Annotated in this window: 17 protein-coding genes; 11 read left to right on the forward strand and 6 right to left on the reverse strand. The window is 59.0% G+C overall.

Annotated features, from left to right (window positions below; all coding sequences use genetic code 11):
- Window positions 1–97 precede the first annotated feature (97 nt).
- The 5 genes from ACYZTS_RS14695 to ACYZTS_RS14715 all read left to right on the forward strand — a co-directional run bounded on the left by ACYZTS_RS14695 (window position 98) and on the right by ACYZTS_RS14715 (window position 5,556).
- Window positions 98–1,537, forward strand: coding sequence for an aminotransferase-like domain-containing protein (locus tag ACYZTS_RS14695; protein WP_461990077.1), 1,440 nt, complete (start codon window positions 98–100; stop codon window positions 1,535–1,537).
- Between the two features lie 89 nt (window positions 1,538–1,626).
- Window positions 1,627–2,118, forward strand: coding sequence for a translation initiation factor 2 (locus ACYZTS_RS14700; RefSeq protein ID WP_461990079.1), 492 nt, complete (start codon window positions 1,627–1,629; stop codon window positions 2,116–2,118).
- A 161-nt stretch (window positions 2,119–2,279) separates the two neighbouring features.
- The gene (locus ACYZTS_RS14705; protein WP_028620634.1) at window positions 2,280–2,534 is read left to right on the forward strand and encodes a YkgJ family cysteine cluster protein; all 255 of its coding nucleotides are present in this window, start codon (window positions 2,280–2,282) and stop codon (window positions 2,532–2,534) included.
- A gap of 41 nt (window positions 2,535–2,575) precedes the next feature.
- Window positions 2,576–3,178: an START domain-containing protein gene (locus ACYZTS_RS14710; RefSeq protein ID WP_028620635.1), complete on the forward strand. Its 603-nt coding sequence runs from the start codon at window positions 2,576–2,578 to the stop codon at window positions 3,176–3,178.
- Between the two features lie 284 nt (window positions 3,179–3,462).
- Window positions 3,463–5,556, forward strand: a complete 2,094-nt coding sequence (locus ACYZTS_RS14715) for an LTA synthase family protein (RefSeq protein WP_028620636.1) — start codon at window positions 3,463–3,465, stop codon at window positions 5,554–5,556.
- 60 nt (window positions 5,557–5,616) lie between these two features.
- Here the strand turns inward: ACYZTS_RS14715 and ACYZTS_RS14720 are convergent, their stop codons facing one another.
- A complete protein-coding gene (locus ACYZTS_RS14720; protein WP_174602692.1) occupies window positions 5,617–5,775 on the reverse strand; it encodes a DUF3309 family protein in 159 nt (52 codons plus the stop codon).
- A 278-nt stretch (window positions 5,776–6,053) separates the two neighbouring features.
- Between ACYZTS_RS14720 and ACYZTS_RS14725 the strand changes: the two genes are divergently transcribed.
- The 3 genes from ACYZTS_RS14725 to csrA all read left to right on the forward strand — a co-directional run bounded on the left by ACYZTS_RS14725 (window position 6,054) and on the right by csrA (window position 7,589).
- Window positions 6,054–6,869, forward strand: coding sequence for an SDR family oxidoreductase (locus ACYZTS_RS14725; RefSeq protein WP_461990081.1), 816 nt, complete (start codon window positions 6,054–6,056; stop codon window positions 6,867–6,869).
- 64 nt (window positions 6,870–6,933) lie between these two features.
- Window positions 6,934–7,266: a YnfA family protein gene (locus ACYZTS_RS14730; protein ID WP_461990083.1), complete on the forward strand. Its 333-nt coding sequence runs from the start codon at window positions 6,934–6,936 to the stop codon at window positions 7,264–7,266.
- A 137-nt stretch (window positions 7,267–7,403) separates the two neighbouring features.
- Window positions 7,404–7,589: a carbon storage regulator CsrA gene (csrA, locus tag ACYZTS_RS14735; RefSeq protein WP_028620639.1), complete on the forward strand. Its 186-nt coding sequence runs from the start codon at window positions 7,404–7,406 to the stop codon at window positions 7,587–7,589.
- Between the two features lie 4 nt (window positions 7,590–7,593).
- Here the strand turns inward: csrA and ACYZTS_RS14740 are convergent, their stop codons facing one another.
- The 4 genes from ACYZTS_RS14740 to ACYZTS_RS14755 all read right to left on the reverse strand — a co-directional run bounded on the left by ACYZTS_RS14740 (window position 7,594) and on the right by ACYZTS_RS14755 (window position 12,964).
- Window positions 7,594–7,821 (reverse strand): YheU family protein, encoded by a 228-nt coding sequence (locus ACYZTS_RS14740; RefSeq protein WP_025212539.1) that lies wholly within the window; start codon window positions 7,819–7,821, stop codon window positions 7,594–7,596.
- A 251-nt stretch (window positions 7,822–8,072) separates the two neighbouring features.
- Entirely contained in the window at window positions 8,073–9,263 is a 1,191-nt protein-coding gene (locus tag ACYZTS_RS14745; protein WP_028620640.1) for an osmoprotectant NAGGN system M42 family peptidase, read from the reverse strand.
- A 176-nt stretch (window positions 9,264–9,439) separates the two neighbouring features.
- Window positions 9,440–11,188 (reverse strand): N-acetylglutaminylglutamine synthetase, encoded by a 1,749-nt coding sequence (gene ngg, locus ACYZTS_RS14750; protein ID WP_461990086.1) that lies wholly within the window; start codon window positions 11,186–11,188, stop codon window positions 9,440–9,442.
- 3 nt (window positions 11,189–11,191) lie between these two features.
- Window positions 11,192–12,964, reverse strand: a complete 1,773-nt coding sequence (locus ACYZTS_RS14755) for an N-acetylglutaminylglutamine amidotransferase (protein ID WP_461990088.1) — start codon at window positions 12,962–12,964, stop codon at window positions 11,192–11,194.
- 297 nt (window positions 12,965–13,261) lie between these two features.
- On the opposite strand from ACYZTS_RS14755, the gene ACYZTS_RS14760 reads away from it, so the two are divergent.
- Window positions 13,262–18,034 carry an NEL-type E3 ubiquitin ligase domain-containing protein gene (locus ACYZTS_RS14760; protein ID WP_461990090.1) on the forward strand — a complete coding sequence of 1,591 codons (4,773 nt, stop codon included), beginning with the start codon at window positions 13,262–13,264 and terminating at the stop codon, window positions 18,032–18,034.
- A gap of 5 nt (window positions 18,035–18,039) precedes the next feature.
- Here ACYZTS_RS14760 and mnmC read toward each other — a convergent pair whose 3' ends face one another.
- Window positions 18,040–20,022 carry a bifunctional tRNA (5-methylaminomethyl-2-thiouridine)(34)-methyltransferase MnmC2/FAD-dependent 5-carboxymethylaminomethyl-2-thiouridine(34) oxidoreductase MnmC1 gene (gene mnmC / locus ACYZTS_RS14765; RefSeq protein ID WP_461990092.1) on the reverse strand — a complete coding sequence of 661 codons (1,983 nt, stop codon included), beginning with the start codon at window positions 20,020–20,022 and terminating at the stop codon, window positions 18,040–18,042.
- A gap of 259 nt (window positions 20,023–20,281) precedes the next feature.
- Between mnmC and pap the strand changes: the two genes are divergently transcribed.
- A complete protein-coding gene (gene pap / locus ACYZTS_RS14770; RefSeq protein ID WP_028620645.1) occupies window positions 20,282–21,796 on the forward strand; it encodes a polyphosphate:AMP phosphotransferase in 1,515 nt (504 codons plus the stop codon).
- Window positions 21,797–21,897: 101 nt separating this feature from the next.
- Window positions 21,898–23,082 (forward strand): thiolase family protein, encoded by a 1,185-nt coding sequence (locus tag ACYZTS_RS14775; protein WP_461990095.1) that lies wholly within the window; start codon window positions 21,898–21,900, stop codon window positions 23,080–23,082.
- Window positions 23,083–23,112 lie beyond the last annotated feature (30 nt).

A 23,112-nucleotide genomic window follows, 5' to 3' on the forward strand; every position in this document is an offset into this window, starting at 1 on the left:
CGGTCGACTATTGTGGCAACTGTCCCAGTACACTTCTAAACTGTTCCGGTATTGTTTCACACAAGAATAAAATGCCCGTGAAATCGAGTGCTGCGTCATGACCAATCTTTTGCTCTACCAACGTATTGCTCAGCAACTGGCTGAAGACATCCGTCGTGGCGTCTATCAACCGGGCGAGCGCGTGCCCTCGGTGCGCAAGATGAGTTCGCAGCTCAATGTCAGCCATGCGACCGTTTTGCAGGCTTACGCGAACCTCGAGGATCAGGGCCTGATCCGCGCGCGACCGCAGTCGGGCTACTACGTGCACCAGACGCCGGCCCTGACCGCGCCCACCCCGGACATTGCCCGTGTCGAGCGCCCCGGTCTGGTCACGCGCAGCAGCATCATTCAACAAGTGCTGGTCGAATCCCGCCGCGAAGGCGTCTTTCCGCTAGGCGCTGCGGTGCCGAGTGTTGATTACCTGCCGGTGCGCGCACTGCATCAGCAATTGGCCAAAGTCACCCGATTCCACAGCCCTCGTGCCTTCAGCTACATGTTCAGCCCCGGTTTTGAACCGCTGCGTCGGCAAGTGGCGATTCGCATGCGCGATGCCGGCGTGGTGGTCGACCCTTCGGAAGTCGTGATCACCCACGGTTGCGTGGACGCGCTGCAAATGTCGCTGCGCGTGCTGACCCGTCCGGGCGACCTGATCGCAGCCGAGTCACCGACCTATTATGGTCTGCTGCAGCTGGCCGATCTGCTCGGCCTCAAGGTCATAGAAATCCCTAGCGATCCCGCCACCGGCATGAGCCTGGAAGCCCTGCAACTGGCAGCCAACCAATGGTCGATCAAGGCTTTGGTGCTGACCACCCGGCTGAGCAATCCTCTGGGCGGCACCATGCCCGAGGAGCGGCAGAAACAGTTGCTGCGGCTGGCTTCGGATTTCGATATTCAGATTGTTGAAGACGATATCTATGGCGAGCTGATGTTTGAGCAGGGGCGCACAAAATCACTCAAGGCGTATGACCGGCTGGATCGGGTGATCTATTGCTCGAGCTTCTCCAAGACCTTGTCGCCGGGGGTGCGGATCGGCTGGATGATTGCCGGCAAATACCAGCAGGAAATCCAGCGCTTGCAGACATTCAGCACGCACTCTGCCTGCAGCGTCACGCAGATGGGCATTGCCGCCTATCTGGAAAATGGCGGCTACGACCGACATTTGCGCTACATCCGCCAGGAATACCGGAAGAATCTCAGCGCGTTTCAGCTGGCGGTACAGCAGTATTTTCCGGAAGGCACGCAGATGACCCGGCCAACCGGCGGCTTTATTTTGTGGGTCAGTTTGCCGGGACGGATCAACACTCAGGAACTGCATGTGCGGGCCCTGCAGCAGGGCATCAGTATCGCGCCGGGATTGATTTTCAGTAACACCGAGCAATTCAATCACTGCATTCGGCTCAACTGCGGGACCCCCTGGAACCGTGAAGCCGAGCGCGCCCTGATGACTCTGGGCATGCTGGCGACCCAGCTGTGCCAGGAGATGGCTGGCGGATTTTGACGGGGCGGGCAGGTATTGCTCGGCCGCGCTTGTCTTGTCGCGTGCAACAGGCGAGCATAAGGCTATCTGCCGCTCACGTCGTTGGGTCCATGAAACCGATATTTCCTGCCGTCTGGCTATCGATTTGTCTGCTGGTCACCTTCCAGGCGAGTAGCGTCATTGCGGCTCCCGCTCAGGAAAAACCTGCCGCCAGTGCGGCGCCGGACAAACCGGCAACGGCCAGGAAAGTCGCGCCCGCCAAGAAGGCTACTCCCGCCAAGAAGCCAGCGGCCAAGGTGAAAAAACGCGCGCCGATTTCCTCCAAATCGAAATCCGCTCGCGAAATTGCCAAGACCAAATTACCGTCGGTCCCGATCGATCTCAGTTTGCCTGAGGACATGGCCGAAGAACTCAAACCCGAGGGTACGGTGACGTTGCCCAAGCGCGAGCCCCTCTTGCCGCAAATGTTCGGTGACAAACCAGGCAGCGAAGCCTTTCAACTCAACGGGCGTTTGATCAGCAACGAAATGCAACTGCAACTGCGCAATGACGAGCGTCGCGATGTCGATGGCGCAGCGCTCGAATTCGAATTCAAGCGCTGAACCATCTGTGTAAGCCTCTGGCCAGACGCTTTGTCGGTGACTGGTCAGTCACAGCCGCTGAACAGCAAAAACTCTTCCTCAGCAATTTGAAACAACCGTTGTAGCGGTTACCCTGTGCCCCGTCCTTTATACACATCGCCCATCGCGAGGAGCTCGTCGTCATGAAATGCCGCGAAGGCTGTGGCGCCTGTTGCATTGCCCCTTCCATCAGCTCACCCATTCCTGGCATGCCGCTCGGCAAGGCTGCGGGCGAACGCTGCGTGCAACTGTCAGTTGACAATCTGTGCCGGATTTTTGGCCGCCCGGAACGTCCTGCCGTGTGTTCGGCATTCGAAGCCGACGTCGAGGTGTGCGGAAGCAGCAATGGCGAAGCGATCAGGTTGTTGGGCTGGTGGGAGCAGATGACGGCGGCGTGATGTGTTCACCGAACGGAATTCAACAATAAGGAAATAACATTATGGGTTCGCTGCATCGTATGGCTGTGCTGTGTGGTTTCACGGTTTTGCTGGCCTCCACGGCTCAGGCCGAAGAATGGAAAACCGCCAAGGAAGAGGACGGCATCAAAGTGTCGCTGTCAGAGGTGGCCGGTTCGCAATACAAAGCGTACCGCGGCGTTACCGTGATGAAGACGACCATGGCCAAACTGCGTGCCTTGCAGGAAGACGTCGCCGCTGCGTGTGCCTGGATTCATGAGTGCAAGAGCCAGAAACTGATTAAACACGAAGGCAACGAAGGCTGGACCTACAGTCAGTTCAACACGCCTTGGCCGGTCACCCCGCGCGATTCGGTCACCCATATCACGACGGTTGAGGGCGCCGATGGCAGCCTGACGCGCAAACTCCAAGGCGTGCCCAAGTATCTGCCGGAAGAGAAAGGTTTCGTGCGGGTCACCCAGGTTGAGGGCTTCTGGAAGTTCGTGCCAAAAGGTGATCAGGTTGAAGTGACCTATCAGGTGCACACGGAACCGGGCGGCAGCGTGCCATCGTGGCTGGCCAACAAGTTTGTGGTAGATGCGCCATTCAATACCCTGAAAGCCTTGAAAGAACGCGCCGAAAAATAATCGCGCTGCCCTTCAACAAACGCCCCGACTGGTTCGGGGCGTTTCGCATTGAGCGGGGCAGGGCGCTTTATTTTGTTTCGGGATATGCGTTGCACGAAATTTTCACAAAGGCTCCAAGACAATTCGCCCCCGCCGGCAAACCGGTGAGTAATCAATGGTAATGCCGCAGGTGATCGTGCAACATTTGCGCACCGCGTAAGCCCCGGGGCCGAGAACTGGTCAACAGAGGGCAAGGCGCCGCTGTATTTTTTGCAACTTCAACTTCCAATGGGTCCTAAAACGACATGGCAAACCCGGACGCCCTGAATCAGCAGCGAGCTTCAAGTCGCCTGCTGCAACCGACCGTCAAATCGCATCTGGCCTACACGCTGCTGTGCGCCCTGATCATGATGGTGATGTTCAGCCTGCTGCGCCTTGCGCTGCTGGTTTATAACAGCGAAATGATCCTAGACACCCCAGCCTCGACCTTCGTCGAAGCCTTTATCAACGGCCTGCGTTTTGACCTGCGCCTGGTGGTGTACCTGAGCATTCCATTGGTACTGGCGCTGTTCAGTGCCCGCGCGATGGCCGCCCGTGGTTTCTTCCGGTTGTGGCTGACGATCGCTTCGAGCATTGCGCTGTTCCTCGGCCTGATGGAAATGGACTTCTACCGCGAATTCCACCAGCGCCTCAACGGCCTGGTCTTCCAGTATGTGCAGGAAGACCCGAAAACCGTGATGAGCATGCTCTGGTACGGTTTCCCGGTGGTTCGTTACCTGTTGGCGTGGGCCTTTGGCACGTTGATTCTGACCCTGGCGTTCAAGGGCGCCGACCGTGCCACTCGTCCGCGTGGCCCGTTCAGCGGCGGCAGCATCAGCACGCGTCAGGTTGCGCCATGGTATTCGCGCATCGCGGTGTTCGTGGTCTGCCTGTTGATTTGCGTGGTTGCCGCTCGTGGCACCTTGCGCCAGGGCCCACCGCTGCGCTGGGGTGATGTCTACACCACCGATTCGAACTTCGCCAACCAGTTAGGTCTCAACGGCACGCTGTCACTGGTCGCCGCGGCGAAGAGCCGCTTCTCGGAACATCGCGACAATGTCTGGAAATCGACAATGCCGCAGCCGTTGGCGCAGCAGACCGTTCGCGAGAGTCTGTTGACCCCGAGCGACAAACTGGTCGATGCCGAAACGGCCGCCGTTCGCCGCAATTTCACCCCGAATGCCGACAAGACGTTGCCGATCAAAAACGTCGTGGTGATTCTGATGGAAAGCTTCGCCGGACACTCGGTCGGTGCTTTCGGACGTCCGGGCAACATTACTCCATACTTTGACAAATTGGCGAAAGAAGGCCTGCTGTTCGACCGCTTCTTCTCCAACGGCACCCACACCCACCAGGGCATGTTCGCCACCATGGCGTGCTTCCCCAACCTGCCGGGTTTTGAATACCTGATGCAGACGCCGGAAGGCAGCCACAAACTGTCCGGCCTGCCGCAGTTGCTCAGCGCCCGTGACTATGACGACGTGTATGTCTACAACGGCGACTTCGCCTGGGACAACCAGTCGGGCTTCTTCAGCAACCAGGGCATGACCAATTTCATCGGCCGTAACGATTTTGTTAACCCGGTGTTCTCTGATTCGACGTGGGGCGTGTCAGACCAGGACATGTTCGACCGTGGCCTGGAAGAGCTGAAAGCCCGCGATGGCAAGGACAAAAAGCCGTTCTACGCATTGCTGCAGACCCTGTCCAACCACACGCCGTATGCCTTGCCGACGCCACTGCCGGTGGAGCGCGTGACCGATCGCGGCAGCCTCAACGAACATATGACCGCCATGCGCTACTCCGACTGGGCGCTGGGTCAATTCTTCGAGAAGGCGCGTAAAGAGCCGTACTTCAATGAAACGCTGTTCGTCGTCGTCGGCGACCACGGTTTCGGCAACGAGCAACAAATCACCGAAATGGACCTGGGGCGCTTCAATGTTCCGATGCTGCTGATCGGGCCGGGCGTGCAGGAAAAATTCGGTCAGCTGGATCACACCGTTGGTACTCAGGTCGACGTGGTGCCGACCATCATGGGCCGCATCGGTGGCGAGGTGATCCATCAATGCTGGGGTCGCGACCTGCTGAACCTGCCGGAAGGCGACAAGGGTTTCGGCGTGATCAAACCTTCCGGTAGTGATCAGACCGTGGCTTATCTGACAGCAGACCGCGTGCTGGTGTTGCCGAAGGACATGCCGCCCAAGCTGTACCAGTACGAACTGGGCGCCAACCCGAAAGGCATGGTTATCCCGGCATCACCGGATGAAGATGAACTGAAGCAGAAACTCGAGTCGTTCATCCAGACCGCGACCAAGAGTCTGATCGACAACACGGCCGGTGTAGTCGACGGCACTCCCGACTAAGTTTCACCGCGCAATAAAAAAGAGGCCCCTGAGGGCCTCTTTTTTTTGCTTCTTAAATCTTTATATCTTGCCGAGTAACAGCAGGATCAACAGCACTACCAACACCACACCGATGATACCCGACGGACCATAACCCCAACTTCTCGAGTGAGGGAAGACCGGCAAGCCACCTACCAGCAGGAGGATCAGAATAATGATTAGAATTGTGCCCATGTCTATTTCCTTGTTGGAAGTGTTCTGGAATTGCCTGGTGTCCACTGTCAGCTGGAATACAAATAACCCGAGCTGCTTACAACGTCCGACTGGCCTGCACGTGAAAAAATTCCATGTTTTTTTAATGTTTTTCGAAGAAAGCGTTATTTCTTTTTAATCGCACTAGTTACCGCGCAAGCGACTACGGTTTGCTCGGGCCATTCAGCAATCTGATGGAGCGTGGGTCGGGCACGCTCCTTCGCTACACTCGACGCATCTTCCCCGGAACAACAAGGCTGTCTGCTATGCAAAACCGCATGATGATCACTGGCGCAGGCTCGGGCCTGGGTCGCGAAATCGCGCTGCGCTGGGCGCGCGAGGGCTGGCAGCTTGCCTTGTCGGACGTCAGCGAGCCAGGCCTGCAGGAAACCCTCAAAATGGTCCGTGAAGTGGGCGGCGACGGATTTATCCAGCGCTGCGACGTGCGCGACTACAGCCAGCTGACTGCTTTTGCGCAGGCCTGCGAAGAAAAACTGGGCGGCATCGATGTGATCGTCAACAACGCCGGTGTGGCATCCGGCGGGTTCTTCAGTGAATTGTCGCTGGAGGACTGGGACTGGCAGATCGCGATCAACCTGATGGGGGTGGTCAAGGGGTGCAAGGCCTTCTTGCCGCTACTGGAAAAAAGCCAAGGCAAGATCATCAATATCGCTTCAATGGCTGCGCTGATGCAAGGTCCGGCCATGAGTAATTACAACGTGGCCAAGGCCGGCGTAGTGGCATTGTCGGAGAGTTTGCTGGTTGAACTGAAACAGCAGGAAATCGGCGTTCACGTGGTGTGCCCGTCATTCTTCCAGACCAACCTGCTGGATTCGTTCCGTGGCCCGACACCGGCCATGAAAGCCCAGGTCGGCAAGTTGCTGGAGAGTTCACCGATCACGGCGGCGGACATTGCTGACTACATCTACCAGCACGTCGCCGCTGGCGAATTCATGATTCTGCCTCACGAACAGGGGCGTATGGCCTGGGCGATCAAGCAAAAGAACCCGCAATTGCTCTACGACGAAATGACCAGCATGGCGGACAAGATGCGCGCCAAGGCCAAACAAACCGCAGGCTGAACTTGCCGGTACGCCATGCCATCGTTAGGGTGGCCGGCATCGGTCACTCTTGCGAGATGTGCGCATGCTCAATTATCTGTGGTTTTTCCTCGCGGCACTGTTCGAGATCGCCGGGTGCTTTGCTTTCTGGATGTGGCTGCGGCAGGGCAAAAGTGCCTGGTGGGTTTTGCCGGCACTGCTCAGCCTGACCTTGTTCGCGCTGCTGCTCACCCGCATTGAAGCCACGTACGCCGGTCGTGCTTATGCGGCCTACGGCGGGATCTATATCGTGGCATCAATTGGCTGGCTGATGGTGGTCGAGCGGGTTCGTCCGTTGGGTTCAGACTGGATCGGCGTGGCGCTGTGCGTGATCGGTGCGAGCGTTATTCTGCTGGGACCGCGATTTTCCGCCACCTGAAAGCGCGATTTGTAGGACGTTTCTTTCGGCGCGCTCCCTCGGCTTTGTAGGGCAAGACTGATTTGCATTGGGCGCATTGAAGCGTGTCCATCAGGCGGGCATCTTCAGGGTTCAATAACCCTGAAGGACGGATAACCATGCTTGTACTCAGCCGAATGGCGGGTGAAAAGATTTCCATCGGTGACACCATTTCCGTGCGCGTCGTCGCGGTCACCGGCAACAATGTGCGCTTCGGTATTGACGCGCCAGAGGACGTCAGCGTGCACCGCGCCGAGGTCTATGAACGCATCAAGGCCAAAACACCACGGCTTAAAAAACGCTGAGGCGTCAGTCGAACAAATGCTTGGGTACATCGTGTTTGAGCATCAGCTGGCATTGCTCGCTGTCTGGATCGAAGACGATCAGTGCCTGGCCCTTGGTCAAGGCCTGGCGAACGCGTAATACCCGGGTTTCCAGCGGCGTGTCATCACCATTGTCGGTGCCATCGCGGGTAACGAAGTCTTCGATCAATCGGGTGAGGGTGTCGACTTCAAGTTGGTCGTGGGGAATCAGCATTGGGCACCTCGGCTAAACGATGGCGCGATGCTACGGCGAATGAACGGTTGCGGCTAGCCTTGCTCTTGCGGTCTCCTGCACGGACGCCTTCGCGAGCAAGCCCGCTCCCACAGTTTGATCGCATGTCTCCAGGGAGAACCGGTCAATGTGGGAGCGGGCTTGCTCGCGAAGGTGTCAGCGTCGGATGCGGGGGCAAGCGATGCGGCAGTTCGACTTGCCCGCGAAGACGTCAGCCCAGTCGACGCAAAACGTCAGCTATCCGAGCGCTGCCCCACCAGGCTGTCCACCGACGGCACCCGCGTGTCGCTTTCCATCTGCGTATCGTGCTCGATCTGGTGACTGAAGCGATCCAGCGAACCCTTCGCCGGTTGCGCATCGCTGGCGAAAACCGGCGGGCTCAGGATGTATGCGCCGAGCAAACGGCTGAGCGCGGCGAGGCTGTCGATGTGCGTCCGTTCGTAGCCATGCGTGGCATCGCAGCCGAAGGCCAGCAGGGCGGTACGAATGTCGTGGCCGGCCGTGACCGCCGAATGCGCATCGCTGAAGTAGTACCGAAACAGATCGCGGCGCACCGGTAAATCATTGTCACCGGCGAGGCGCAGCAGATGCCGGGACAAGTGATAGTCGTAAGGCCCACCGGAATCCTGCATTGCCACGCTCACCGCGTGCTCGCTCGAATGCTGACCGGGCGCGACTGGCGCAATGTCGATGCCGACAAATTCACTGACATCCCAAGGCAACGCCGCTGCGGCGCCACTGCCGGTTTCTTCGGTGATGGTGAACAGCGGATGACAATCGATCATCAGCTCTTCGCCGCTGTCGATGATCGCTTTCAGCGCCGCCAACAATGCAGCCACGCCAGCCTTGTCATCAAGGTGGCGGGCGCTGATGTGGCCACTTTCAGTGAATTCCGGCAGCGGGTCGAAGGCGACGAAATCGCCGACGCTGATGCCCAGCGAATCGCAATCGGCGCGGGTCGCGCAATAAGCGTCCAGGCGCAATTCAACGTGGTCCCAGCTGATCGGCATTTCATCCACAGCGGTATTGAACGCGTGCCCGGAAGCCATCAGCGGCAATACGCTGCCACGGATCACGCCGTGGTCAGTGAACAGGCTGACGCGGCTGCCCTCGGCAAATCGGCTCGACCAGCAGCCCACCGGGGCCAGCGTCAGTCGGCCATTGTCCTTGATCGCGCGAACCGCGGCGCCAATGGTGTCGAGGTGCGCGGAGACGGCGCGATCCGGACTGTTTTTCTTGCCTTTGAGCGTGGCACGGATCGTCCCGCGCCGGGTCATTTCGAAGGGGATACCCAGCTCTTCGAGGCGTTCAGCAACGTAACGCACGATGGTGTCGGTAAACCCGGTCGGGCTGGGAATGGCGAGCATTTCCAGCAGGACTTTTTGCAGGTAAGCGAGATCGGGTTCGGGGATTTTGTGGGTCATGGAAACTCCTGATGAGTAGAGAACATCGATGGTTTCGATGAAGTAAAGGTGAGCAGTGTTGTGTAGCAGCTGCCGAGGTACGAGGCTGCGTCGGGCAGCGTAGCGGCCCCTCAAGGGCGGCCCTGCGGACACGCAACGCAGCCTTCGTTCCTCGGTAGCTGCTACAGGGGTTTGCTTTACGATGCGGCCGCCTGGCTGTGCGGGAACAGCAGATCCACAAAGCGTTCAGCCGTCGGCTGCGGATCGTGGTTCGCCAGGCCGGCACGTTCATTGGCTTCGATAAACACGTATTCCGGTTGATCGGCGGCCGGCACCATCAGGTCGAGACCGACCATCGGGATGTCCAGTGCCCGCGCCGCCCGCACGGCCGCATCGACCAGGGTCGGGTGCAGGATCGAGGTGACATCCTCAAGAATGCCGCCGGTGTGAAGGTTCGCCGTACGTCGTACGAAAAGGTGCTCGCCCGCCGGCAAAACGCTGTCGTAGTCATAGCCCGCCGCCGCGAGGGTGCGCTCGGTCTCATGATCCATTGGGATTTTGCTTTCACCGCCGGTTGCCGCCTGACGACGCCGACTTTGCGCTTCGATCAATGCACGAATCGAATGTTGACCGTCGCCAATCACCTCGGCCGGCCTGCGAATGGCCGCAGCAACCACTTCAAATCCGATCACCACGATGCGCAGGTCGAGGCCTTCATGAAAACTTTCCAGCAGCACTCGGCTGTCGAACTCATGTGCGGCTTCGATGGCTTGCTGCACCTCTTCGATCGTGCGCAGATCCACGGCGACGCCACGGCCCTGTTCGCCGTCAAGCGGTTTAACCACCACCCGTTCGTGCTCATCGAGGAACGACAGGTTGTCATCGCCGTTGCCTGCCAGCTGCTGCGCGGGCAGTTTGAGGCCGGCGTTGCGCAGCACTTTATGGGTCAGGCTTTTGTCCTGACACAACGTCATGCTGATCGCGCTGGTCAAATCGCTCAGGGATTCGCGGCAGCGAACACGACGGCTGCCATGGATCAGCGTGAACAGACCGGCTTCAGCGTCATCAACCTGCACGTCGATACCCCGCCGATGCGCCTCATCCACGATGATTCGCGCATACGGGTTGAACTCGGCTTCGGGCCCCGGGCCGAGGAACAGTGGCTGATTGATGCCGTTCTTGCGTTTGATGGCGAAGGTCGACAGGTTGCGAAAACCCAGTTTGGCGTAAAGACTTTTCGCCTGGCGGTTGTTGTGCAGCACCGACAGGTCCAGGTAGCTCAGGCCGCGACTCATGAAATGCTCGATCAGGTGACGTACCAGCACTTCGCCGACGCCCGGTCGCGAACATTGCGGATCAACGGCCAGGCACCACAGGCTGCTGCCGTTTTCCGGATCGTTAAACGCTTTGCTGTGATTGAGGCCCATGACACTGCCGATGATTGTGCCGCTGTCTTCATCTTCTGCCAGCCAGTACACTGGGCCACCGAGATGGCGCGGGGTGAGCAGGCTGGCGTCGATCGGCAACATGCCGCGCGCCTGATACAACTGATTGATCGCCTGCCAATCAGCCTCGCTCTGTGCGCGACGGATGCGAAATCCGCGAAACACTCGGGTGGACTGACGGTAGTCGGTGAACCACAGGCGCAGCGTGTCGGATGGATCGAGGAACAGCTGCGCCGGTTCCAGACCGAGGATCTGCTGCGGGGCCGCGACGTACAGCGCGATGTCGCGCTCACCGGGCTGCTCGTTGAGCAACTCTTGGGCGAGGCTTGCCGGATCAGGGAAGGTGTGGCCGATCAGCAACCGGCCCCAGCCGCAATGCACCACTTTCGGTGTCGCGTTCAATTCACTGCCGTCTTCGGCCAGTCGCGCCTGCAAACGTTCGTAGGAGGGTGTCTGACCGCGCAGCAAGCGTTGGCTGTAAGCCGTGGCGTGGGGTTTCATCGATCAGATTCCTTGTTCGCTGAGCCACAGGTTCAGCGCAGCCAGTTGCCACAGCTTGGAACCGCGCAGCGGCGTCAGCTGGCCTTGTGGATCAGTCAGCAGGCGGTCGAGCATGTTTGGTTGGAACAGGCCGCGATCCTGACTCGGATCGAGCAGCAGTTCGCGCACCCAGTTCAGCGTATCGCCCTGCAAATGCTTGAGGCCGGGCACCGGGAAGTAACCTTTTTTACGGTCGATCACTTCACTCGGAATCACCAGTCGAGCGGCTTCTTTGAGCACTTGCTTGCCACCGTCCGGCAGTTTGAATTTGCCCGGCACCCGCGCCGACAATTCCACCAGGCGATAGTCGAGGAACGGTGTGCGCGCTTCCAGGCCCCAGGCCATGGTCATGTTGTCGACACGTTTGACCGGGTCATCGACCAGCATCACCGTGCTGTCCAGGCGCAACGCCTTGTCCACCGCCGCATCGGCGCCGGGCTGGGCGAAATGTTCTTTGACGAAGTCGCCGGCGGCGTCATTGGCGGTCAGCCATTTGGGCTGCACGGTGGCGGCATAATCGTCATAGCTGCGGTCGAAAAAGGCTTCGCGATACGCTGCGTAAGGATCAGCAGCGCCATCGACCTGCGGGTACCAGTGGTAACCGGCAAACAGTTCGTCGGCGCCCTGGCCGCTTTGCACCACTTTGCAGTGCTTGGCGACTTCCCGCGACAGCAGGTAAAACGCGATGCAATCGTGGCTGACCATCGGCTCGCTCATCGCGCGGAAGGCCGCTGGCAATTGCTCGATGATCTCTTTTTCGTCGATGCGCAATTGGTGGTGCTGGGTGTTGTAGTGCTTGGCGATCAAGTCCGAATACTGGAACTCGTCGCCGCGCTCGCCGCCGGCATCCTGGAAACCGATGGAAAAGGTCGACAGGTTTTCCACGCCGACTTCACGCAGCAGACCAACCAACATGCTCGAATCCACACCACCCGACAGCAGCACGCCGACATCAACGGCTGCACGCTGACGAATCGCCACCGCGTCGCGGGTGCTGTCGAGCACACGGTCACGCCAGTCTTCGAGCGTCAGGTTCATCTCGTCGGCGTTCGGGCCGTAGGGCAGGGTCCACCAGGTTTTCTGCTCGGTGGTGCCATCGGCGTCTACACGCATCCAGGTCGCAGGGGGCAGCTTTTCGATGCCCGCTAGCAGGGTGCGCGGCGCAGGGACCACAGCGTGAAAGTTCAGGTAATGGTTGAGCGCGACCGGATCGAGGATCGGGTTGATGTCGCCACCCTTGAGCAGCGCTGGCAGTGCCGAGGCGAAGCGAAGTCGCTGGTCGGTGCGCGACAGGTACAGCGGTTTGACACCAAGACGGTCGCGGGCAATGAACAGACGCTTGGCATCGCGATCCCAGATTGCGAACGCAAACATACCGTTCAGCTTTGGCAACAAGGCTTCGCCCCAGGCGTGATAACCCTTGAGCAGCACTTCGGTGTCGCCACCGGAATAGAAGGCATAACCGAGGCTTTCCAGCTCGGTGCGCAACTCGGGGAAGTTATAGATCGCGCCGTTGAAAGCCAGAGACAAACCCGATTGGTTGTCGACCATCGGTTGAGCGGAGCCATCCGACAGGTCCATGATTTTCAGGCGGCGATGGCCCAGGGCAATCGGCCCTTGGGCATGAAAGCCCCACGCGTCAGGGCCGCGCGGTGCCAGGTGATGGGTGATTCGTTCAACGGCTGCAAGGTCCGCAGGTTGATGATCAAAGCGTAACTCGCCAGCTAATCCACACATAAAGTCCTTACCGGTTTTTCCGTTGGGGAGGGTCATTCAATTCAGCGTCAAAAAACGCAGGTACTCAGAAACTGACCCGGTGTGGGCGTGGGAGTTTTAGATCGATAAGTAATAAGCGGACTGGATAGCGCGGCCAGCAACGGGAGCACACACCACTTTTTCGAGTGCGGTAAATAATGATTTGATCTATGCGGGTTATAGGTCAATCGGCCCTGATCACGACCCGATATTCGAATTATCAATCATTTTTCAGTCGCCATAGACTGACCACTCCCCAATGCAATAAGGATATTGCAGATGAGCTCTACCCCTAAGAAACCGGCTGTGGATGTGCCAGTCACCGCCGTTTCAAATGCTGATATTTACCTGGAGCACACAGCCGATCTGGATAAAGCTGAAGTGCTGCAGAAATCGATGCCCGCGTGGCTGACTGATGGGGACCTGAAGACCGTTCAGGCACTCAAGTCCGCCGCGACGCAGAGTGCGGTTACTTACTCTAAAGCTGTTGCAGTGCTCAACCGGCTCAAGCCACTGGATCAGTTCTGCAAAGAGAAACTGACCAAGCTGCTCAAAGAAAAATGGAAGCTGGACGTCGACGTCGAACGGGACTCACTGAACTTCATAAAAAAGACGATTTCAACGACGGGCCTGTTTCCGGTCGGCTACGTAACAAAAGAGGAGACCGTGTCGCGAAGTCTGCTGCATGCTGCCATGGATAACTTCACCGATGCGCAGGCCAAAAGCGGCGGGATGCCCAAGGACTCAACGTTAGTGATTGCTGCGGTCGCCCAGACCGGCGCAGAGCTGAGCCCGGTGAAATTTGCCGCGTTGTGCCGTGAGCTTGATCTGGGTTCCGGCTACCAGCGTCATATCGACCAGATTTTTGCGCTACCGGCCAAGCCCGCACCCGATGCCCCGGTGGATGAGCGTGCCACTGCCGCTGACATTCGCAGCCTGAAGTTGCTGGACATGCAGGTCGATGTTCACGTTGCCTACCTGAAGAAAGACATCAGCGCTGACGCCTACAAGACCCTGCTGAGCATCATCGAACAGGATGTTCCGGCCGCCGATCTCAAGGAGACGGTTTTCGATGGCGGGCCGGTGATCTGGCAAGGCTTGATGATCCATGATGCGTGCATCTGTGGCGCGCTGGTGTTCAGCAAGGTTTCCATCGACAGTGAGCCGAAGGCCAAATGCATCGTTTACATGCCGAACGAACCCCGCCGACCGGTTTATGAATACGCCTCGCTGGAAGATTTCAAAGTCTATTTGACGCTCAAGCTGCAAGTCGCCAGCTATCGAAAAAACTTCACGGAGCAATACCTGCCGGGTCACGATAAAACTGACTTTTTCACAGCGTTTGATGAAGACAAGACATTAGGCGTACTCACCGCCACGCCCAGCACGTGCCCCTCGGACTTTTTCTTCAGCGCCTTTATCAGCAGAGCTCAGAAGGATGCCCAAGTACTTGCAGTTTCGACTGCAGATGTCGACGAAGCACAACGGGAAAAGACCCTGAAGCAGCTGCTGGATGGCGGGCTCTCGTTATTGAATGCGGCGTCATTTTTCGTGCCTGTGCTCGGCCAGGTGCTGGCTGCAGTAGCTGTCGTCCAGATCGCCGGTGAAGTCTATGAAGGGGTTGAGGACTGGACGCATGGCGAGCGGCACAAGGCGCTGTCGCATCTGTTGAACGTGGTGGAGAGCGTTGCGCAAATGGCGGCGTTTGCGGCCGCCGGAACTGCAGTGACCGGTGCCTGGAACCGCTTCGGCAAAGAGCAGACCGCGTTTTTCGACGGTTTCGAAGCGGTCAAAAAGGCAGACGGCTCGTCACGATTATGGAAGCCTGACCCGCAGCCGTACGCGCAATTATCGCCCTCAGGCGCCGCGCATGCAGATGCACAAGGCATTCACATCGACGGCGTGCGCACCTCAATCCTCATGGACGGTGCCACTTACAATGTTGTGAAGGATGCGGCCAGTCAACACTGGCGAATCAAGCATCCTTTGCGTCCTGACGCGTTCCAGCCCCCACTGGAACGCAACGTCGAAGGCGGCTGGCGCCATATACATGAGCATTCCCTCGAATGGCTGGACAGCGCGTATGCCTTGAAACGCACGGCGCCGCGTCTGCGCGACATTCCGACCAGCCGGTTGACTCAGCTTGCGCACATCAGCGGGATGACGCCGACCGATCTTTACCGACTGCACGACAGCAACCTCAAACTGCCGTCGCGATTTAATGACTGTGTCGAGCGCTACCGACTCAATGAAAAAATCAACGGGCTGATTAAAGCGATGGAAGCCGGGGAGACCTCCAGCACGGATTTCATCCCTGAACAGCTGCACACATTGCCACGATTGCCCAACTGGCCTACCGACCGCTTCATTGAAATTCGCGATGACAAAGGGTTGGTCAAGGCCCGCTATCCGCAGACAGCGACCGAGGATAACGTCAACGGCGTCGCCGTTTCCCAGGCACAACTGGACGCGGGTCAGCTGCTTGATACGGTGATCAGTGGTCTCTCCTCGAAAGAAGTCAAAGGCCTGATTGGCGCCACAACCAAGGAATCAAAATCGCTGCTTCTGGGGCAGAAAATAGCCACCACCCTCAAGGCCGATCGCCAACCACTGCATGACTGGCTGTACAAACAACATGATGGCGTGGCTACCGGAGATGTTGCGACATTACGCGAGCACGCGGCGGACCTTCCCACTCGTGTGGCGCAAGAGCTGCTGGAAAATGCCTCGGTCCGTGATCGCCTGTTCCTCAGGGATCGCAAGCTGTTGGGTTTTGACTTGTTTGGGCAGGTCAGCGCAGCGCAAGCCGGGTTGCGACTCGACCGCGCGCTGACTGGCTTGCAGCTGCCAGAGCTGGCTAATGCCGACACCGACACTCTGGCGCTGCGGCTGTTGGATCGAGTGCAGGGTTGGGACGATGGATTGCGCCTCGAGGTTCGGCAGGATGTACCGACCGGGACGTTGCTCGACAGCGTCGGCAGAACCGGTGCACCACAGAGTGCGGTGATCGTCAAAACGTCCAGCGGTTACCAGGTCACTCAGCGCGCTGGCACATTGGTTACCACCAAAAACAGCAAAACTCTCTTGGAAGCGATTCCCCACCTCCTGTCCGGGAGCCAGCGCACCCGAATGGGTTTATCCGGTGCCGATCACTTCGACACCGTTCTGCTGCGCGAACGGCTGGTCGCCGTGGCAACTGCCGACCCGGTGCGCACCACGAGGTTATTGCGCGGGGAGCACAGCGAAGCGCCGGAGCATTTGTCTCGCTGCATTCAAGCTGATTCATCCGTTGCCAACAACTATGCAAAGGGCCTGATCCGCAAGGTCCGCAAACTCTACCCGCTGTACTCCGACGCTGAGGTTTCGGCTTTTCTGGATGCCGCCGGCACCACCGACCGGTTGCGCGCGAATCGCATCAAGGAGTTGCAGCTGCAGTGGAAGACATTGCGTGGGGCGCTGCACGCCTGGCGCGACGATGAGGCGCAAATGAAGAAACTCCCCGGGACGCTTAATGACCTGCGCGTCAGCCGGCGTCAGGTGGCGAACGCCATCGAGAACTGCTGGCGCCGGGTCAAGCCCCCGCGCTGGCCACAGGATCAGGCCTACACCACCCTCAGGCTGGAGCGTAATCCTTGCGGCGCTCTCCCGACATTAAGCGAACAGGACGTTGCTCATGTGCGCACCCTCTCAATCAAAAATATGAACGCTGGCGACGAGCTGGCGTATTTCCTCAAGCCGTTCAAAGGGCTGGTCAGGCTTGAACTCGATAACAATCAGCTAACCCGCCTGCCCGAAGCGCTGTCACACATGTCTGATCTTGAACACTTGAGACTGGATGGAAACAAGATTGCATTGACCGAACACACGCTGCGCAAGCTGTCTGACATGCGCAATCTGAAAACCCTGGGGCTCACTGGTAACCGCTTGGGGGCGACTGTAGATGTCAGTAGGATGCTCGATTTGCAGTTGCTGTATCTGGCAGATACGCACGCTACCGAACTGCCGGTCGGCCTTGCGCGATTACCGTATCTGGACGTCGTTAACCTGGAGCGTAACGAGATCCGCGAGTTACCCGACTGGTTGTTTAATGCATCGGCAGATTTCACCGACAAACTCAATCTGCGGCATAACCCTTTGTCCGCGGCGAGTCAGGCAAAGCTCGCGATCTACCGAAGCAGGACCGGCATCGGGATGGGTTTTGAGGTCAACGATATTACGGTTCTGACCGAGCAACGGGCTCGAAGCCTGTGGATGCCCGACTCGCGTGAAGAAAACTACGCCAAGCGTGACGCCACCTGGACGGCGTTGAAAAACGAACCCGGCTCCGACGGCTTGTTCCGGACACTGTCCGAAGACATGAAGCGCCGGGTATGGAGCGTGATTGATGCGGCCCAGGCTGACGCGGCTTTGCGTGACGAATTGCTGCCGATGGCGGTGAAAGCCAATTGCGATGATTCCGCTGCGCTAATTTTCAGCAATCTGGAAATGAGGGTGTACAGAGAGGCCGCGGTTCGGGAATCTGCCAATGTTCATGATGAAGCGGCCCGTCTGTTGAGTCTCGGCCGAAGTCTGTTTCGCCTGGATTATCTCGACGAGCTCGCGGCAGCGAAAGCCAAGGCAGACCCCAAGCTGGATCCAGTGGAAGTGACGTTGGCGTATCGCACCGGTCTCGCGGAAAAACTCGAGCTGGTCGGCCAACCCCGGCATATGCGCTTCGCCTCGTTGGGTGGGGTGAAATCAACCGACCTCGACACTGCCTACAACAAAGTCCTCAACGCAGAACTGACTTCCGATCTTGTGAAGTCCATTAGCAAACGCGACTTTTGGGAAGAGTTTTTACGCAAGCGTCACGCCACTCAGTTCACCACGATGGACGAACCTTTTCATGAAGAGATGGAGACAGCCTTGAAAGAAAAACCTGCGGTCGGCGAAAATCCGGCCGTCACCGCCGTCAGGCAAAAGCATCAGAAGGCCGCTGATGCTTTAGTGAAACGCCTGACCGATGAAGCCTTGAAAGCCAACGACGCGAAAACCTGCTTCGCCTTCGATTGAAGGCTTCAGGCCTTGCCGCGAATCAAGCGGCGCAAGGCAAAGCGGTTCGGATGACACGCTTCGGCCACGGCTCTTGGCAATGGCAAGGGTTCATCATCCAGCCAGGCGGTGAGCAATTCGCCTGACAAGGGAGCGGTGATCAAACCGCGCGAGCCGTGGCCACTGTTGACGTACATCCCCTCAAGCCAGGGGCAGGGAATGTCCGGAATCTGTCGGGCATCCTTGTTCAGGGCACTGTAGGCCTCGGCAAAGGCCGGGGTGTCTGCCAGTGGGCCGACAATCGGCAAGTAGTCCGGGCTGGTGCAACGGAACGCGGCGCGGCCCTCCAGCGTTTCAACGTGCAGCTTGTCTGCACCGAGTCGGGTTACCAGGTCGGCGGAAATCTCTTCGAGCATCTGCAGGTTGCCGGCATGCTCGGCGGCCGTGGGGGTGAGGTCATCGTTGTTGAAATCAAAACTGGCGCCGAGGGTATGTTCGCCCAGGCGCGCCGGTGCGACGTAGCCTTCGGCGCAGACCACGGTGCTCAACGCCTGGCTTTGAGTGGTCTGCGGCAACCGGGTGATCTGTCCGCGAATGCGCTTGAGCGGCAACTCGCTGCTGCAAGGGAAGCGTTTGATCTCGGCAGCGCCGGCCAGGACCACGACCGGCGCCTCGGCCAACACTGTGTCGCCAGCCAGCGCTTGCCACTGCCCATCGATGCGTTGCAGGTGCAGCACGTCGTGGTGCGTCAGAATGCGAATGTTTGGCTGGCTGGCCTGCAACTGGCAGAGCGCGGGCGGGTGCACCCAACCGCCTTCCGGGTAGAACAGGCCGCCCGAGGCCAGGCCGATACCGGCATGGGTTTCGGCCTGCTCTCGATCGACGACGTGCAGCAGATCCGCCGGAAACGCCACCGCCAGTTGCGCCTGCCGCTCGGCTTCCTTGCCATTGAACGCCAGTTGCAGCACGCCGCAACCCTCCCAGTCGACCCCTCGGTGCAACTGCTCGAGCAGCCGACGCGTATAACCAAAGCCGCTGACGATCAACTGCGACAACGCCGTGCCATGTGCGGACAGCTTGAGGTACAACACGCCCTGCGGATTGCCCGACGCTTCTTGTGCCAGCGCCGTGTGCCGCTCCAGCAGGCTGACCTGCCAACCGCGCGCAGCCAGGCTCGCGGCCGTGGCGCAACCGGCCAGCCCCGCGCCGATGACCAGCGCACGACGTTCGCCGGTGAAAGCAGGCGGACGCGCGAACCACGGTTTTACGGTCGCCGCTGGCGCAGCGTCTTCGGGCCAGCCCAGGAACGTGCCGCGCAGGATTTCCCACTTGTGACCGATGCCCGGGGTGCGTTTCATCTTGAAGCCGGCTGCATTCAGCAGGCGTCGTACCCAACCGGTGCTGGTGAACGTGCTGATGGTCGAGCCGGGCGCCGCCAGACGCGCGAGTTCGGCAAACAAGTCGGCAGTCCACATGTCGGGGTTTTTCGCCGGCGCGAAACCGTCGAGAAACCACGCGTCAATGTGCGCATCGAGTTGTGGCAACTGCTCCAGCGCATCGCCGATCAACAGGGTCAGCGTGACTCGACCGTTGGCCAGTGTCAGCCGCTGGAAGCCTTGATGGACGGCCACGTAAACCGCCAGCAATTGATCGGCAAAAGCCTGCAGTTCCGGCCACAGCGCCAAAGCGCGTTGCAGGTCCGGCAGGCTCAGCGGGTACTTCTCGACACTGACAAAATGCAACCGCGCACCCGCCACCGCGTGCTGCTCGAACAACTGCCAGGCGCAGAGAAAATTCAATCCGGTGCCGAACCCGGTTTCGCCGATCACCAGCCGTCCGCCCTCCGGCAATGCCGCAAAGCGTTCACGCAGATTGTTCTGTTCCAGGAACACGTAGCGGGTTTCATCAAGGCCCGACTTGTCCGAAAAATACACATCGTCGAACACTCGCGAACGCGGCAGACCTTGGTCGTCCCAGTCGAGCTGGGCGTGGGGCAATACAGGTTTCATGGCAGGCTCGGCAACGGCAAGGCGGCTATTCTAGCCGATCGCTCCTGGCCTTGTAGCAGCTGCCGAAGGCTGCGTCCGACCGCGCAGCGGTCGCTCTTCTCGGTTCGCGTATTTTGATAAGGCTGATATGGCGGGTGCTGCGCACCCGGACGCAGCCTTCGGCAGCTGCTACAGGGGTGGGTGTTGAAGTGGAAGGGATTACTCTCCCGCGTCATGGTCTGATCCGCTAGTCTTGCTGAATCCGGGAAAGGAGCCGTCCATGTTCGAATCTGCTGAAATCGGTCACGTCATCGATAAAGAAACCTACGAAGCCGAAGTGCCGGCGCTGCGCGAAGCCTTACTGGATGCGCAGTTCGAGCTGCAACAGCAAAAACGTTTTCCGGTGATCATTTTGATCAACGGCATCGAGGGCGCGGGCAAGGGAGAAACGGTCAAGCTGCTTAACGAGTGGATGGACCCGCGCCTGATCGAAGTACGCACCTTCGATCAGCAAACCGACGAAGAACTGGCGCGCCCACCGGCCTGGCGTTACTGGCGGATGCTCCCGGCCAAGGGCCGCATGGGTGTGTTCTTCGGCAACTGGTACAGCCAGATGCTGCAGGCGCGGGTTCACGGTGAGATCAAGGACCCGCGGCTGGATCAGGCCATTAACGGCGCCGAGCGTCTGGAAAAGATGCTCTGCGATGAAGGCGCACTGATCTTCAAGTTCTGGTTTCATCTCTCGAAGAAGCAGATGAAGGCACGGCTCAAATCCCTCGCCGACGACCCACTGCACAGCTGGCGCATCAGCCCGCTGGACTGGCAGCAGTCGCAGACTTACGACAAGTTCGTGAAATACGGGGAACGCATCCTGCGCCGCACCAGCCGCGACTACGCGCCGTGGCATGTCATCGCCGGGATGGACCCGCGTTATCGCAGCCTCGCGGTCGGCAAGATCCTGCTCGATGGCCTGCAAGCCGCTTTGAAACGGCCGAAAATTCATCCGGAAAAAGTCAGCGCGGCGCCCGTGGGCATCGCAGTGGACCAGGTCAATTTGCTCGACAGCCTCGACCTGAACTTGCGTCTGGACAAGAGCGATTACGAAGAGCAGCTGGTGACCGAACAGGCTCGACTTTCCGGCTTGATGCGCGACAAACGCATGCGACGCCACGCCTTGATCGCCGTGTTCGAAGGCAATGATGCGGCGGGCAAGGGCGGGGCAATTCGTCGGGTTGCTGCAGCGCTCGATCCTCGGCAATACAGCATCATTCCGATCGCTGCGCCGACCGAAGAAGAGAGGGCGCATCCGTACATGTGGCGCTTCTGGCGACACCTGCCGGCGCGGCAGAAATTCACCGTGTTCGACCGCTCCTGGTATGGCCGGGTACTGGTCGAACGTATCGAAGGTTTTTGCAGCCCGGCCGACTGGTTGCGCGCCTACAGCGAGATCAACGACTTCGAAGAGCAGATCACCGACGCCGGGGTGATCGTGGTCAAGTTCTGGCTGTCCATCGACAAACAAACGCAGCTGGACCGGTTCGAGGAGCGCAAAGAGATCCCTTTCAAGCGTTTCAAGATCACTGAAGACGACTGGCGCAACCGCGAAAAATGGGACGCGTACCGCGCTGCCGTCGGCGACATGGTTGATCGCACCAGCACCGAAATCTCGCCGTGGACGCTGGTGGAAGCCAATGACAAACGCTGGGCGCGAGTCAAAGTGTTGCGCACCATTAACCTTGCCCTGGAAGAAGCCTTCGAGAAATCCGACAAAGAGGCGAAGAAGCACAAGAAGTGAAACGATGGTCACGCATACGCGAAGTGAATGATCGTCGCGGTCGGTAATGGGGTGAGCATATGCTCGGTCACCCCCAACCGATAACAACACTGAGGTATGCCATGCGTGAAGTGGTGATCGTCGACAGCGTACGGACCGGCCTGGCCAAATCCTTTCGCGGCAAATTCAACATGACCCGTCCGGACGACATGGCGGCGCATTGCGTCAATGCCTTGCTGGCGCGCACTGGCATCGACCCCGCCAGCGTCGAGGACTGCATTGTCGGCGCCGGTTCCAACGAAGGTGCTCAGGGCTATAACATCGGTCGCAATGTCGCGGTGCTGTCGCAGCTGGGCATCGGCACCGCCGGCATGACCCTCAACCGCTTCTGTTCATCGGGCCTGCAGGCGATTGCGATTGCCGCCAACCAGATTGCTTCGGGCTGCAGCGACATCATCGTCGCCGGCGGCGTTGAGTCCATCAGCCTGACCATGAAAAGCGTCAATACTGACAACCTGATCAACCCCTTGCTGAAAGAACAGGTGCCCGGCATCTACTTTCCGATGGGGCAGACGGCCGAAATCGTCGCGCGCCGCTATAACGTCAGCCGCCAAGAGCAGGACGCGTATGCGCTGCAAAGCCAGCAACGCACCGCGCGGGCCCAGGCCGACGGTTTGTTCGATGATGAAATCGTGCCAATGACGGTGAAGTATCGCGTGGAGGACAAGGCCACCGGCCAGGTGCAAATCCTCGATGGCATTGTTGAGCGTGACGACTGCAATCGTCCCGACACCACGCTGGAAAGCCTGGCCGGTTTGAAACCGGTGTTTGCCGAAGACGGCTCGGTAACCGCAGGCAATTCATCGCAACTGTCCGATGGCGCGTCGATGACCCTGGTGATGAGCCTGGAAAAAGCGCTGGAGCTGGGCCTCAAGCCGAAGGCGTTTTTCCGTGGTTTCACCGTGGCCGGTTGCGAGCCGGATGAAATGGGCATCGGCCCGGTATTCTCGGTGCCAAAACTGCTCAAGGCAAAAGGTCTGCAAGTTGCCGACATCGACCTGTGGGAACTCAACGAAGCGTTTGCTTCGCAGTGCCTGTACAGCCGTGACCGGCTGCAGATCGACAACGAAAGATACAACGTCAACGGCGGCTCGATTTCCATCGGCCACCCGTTCGGTATGACCGGGTCGCGTCAGGTTGGGCATCTCGTCCGGGAGCTGCAGCGGCGTAACTTGCGTTACGGCATCGTGACGATGTGCGTCGGCGGCGGGATGGGCGCTACCGGGTTGTTTGAGGCCGTGCGCTAGGTTCTGCAGTTTCTGCAGGTTTTATCGCTG

This window comes from Pseudomonas sp. TMB3-21 (assembly GCF_054898145.1).

Coding starts and splice junctions, on each gene's coding strand:
- ACYZTS_RS14715 (WP_028620636.1), top strand. CDS start 3,463: ATGGCAAACCCGGACGCCCTGAATCAGCAGCGAGCTTCAAGTCGCCTG.
- ACYZTS_RS14700 (WP_461990079.1), top strand. CDS start 1,627: ATGAAACCGATATTTCCTGCCGTCTGGCTATCGATTTGTCTGCTGGTC.
- pap (WP_028620645.1), top strand. CDS start 20,282: ATGTTCGAATCTGCTGAAATCGGTCACGTCATCGATAAAGAAACCTAC.
- mnmC (WP_461990092.1), bottom strand. CDS start 20,022: ATGAAACCTGTATTGCCCCACGCCCAGCTCGACTGGGACGACCAAGGT.
- ACYZTS_RS14710 (WP_028620635.1), top strand. CDS start 2,576: ATGGGTTCGCTGCATCGTATGGCTGTGCTGTGTGGTTTCACGGTTTTG.
- ACYZTS_RS14760 (WP_461990090.1), top strand. CDS start 13,262: ATGAGCTCTACCCCTAAGAAACCGGCTGTGGATGTGCCAGTCACCGCC.
- ACYZTS_RS14705 (WP_028620634.1), top strand. CDS start 2,280: ATGAAATGCCGCGAAGGCTGTGGCGCCTGTTGCATTGCCCCTTCCATC.
- csrA (WP_028620639.1), top strand. CDS start 7,404: ATGCTTGTACTCAGCCGAATGGCGGGTGAAAAGATTTCCATCGGTGAC.
- ACYZTS_RS14755 (WP_461990088.1), bottom strand. CDS start 12,964: ATGTGTGGATTAGCTGGCGAGTTACGCTTTGATCATCAACCTGCGGAC.
- ACYZTS_RS14775 (WP_461990095.1), top strand. CDS start 21,898: ATGCGTGAAGTGGTGATCGTCGACAGCGTACGGACCGGCCTGGCCAAA.
- ACYZTS_RS14725 (WP_461990081.1), top strand. CDS start 6,054: ATGCAAAACCGCATGATGATCACTGGCGCAGGCTCGGGCCTGGGTCGC.
- ACYZTS_RS14695 (WP_461990077.1), top strand. CDS start 98: ATGACCAATCTTTTGCTCTACCAACGTATTGCTCAGCAACTGGCTGAA.
- ACYZTS_RS14745 (WP_028620640.1), bottom strand. CDS start 9,263: ATGACCCACAAAATCCCCGAACCCGATCTCGCTTACCTGCAAAAAGTC.
- ACYZTS_RS14740 (WP_025212539.1), bottom strand. CDS start 7,821: ATGCTGATTCCCCACGACCAACTTGAAGTCGACACCCTCACCCGATTG.
- ngg (WP_461990086.1), bottom strand. CDS start 11,188: ATGAAACCCCACGCCACGGCTTACAGCCAACGCTTGCTGCGCGGTCAG.
- ACYZTS_RS14730 (WP_461990083.1), top strand. CDS start 6,934: ATGCTCAATTATCTGTGGTTTTTCCTCGCGGCACTGTTCGAGATCGCC.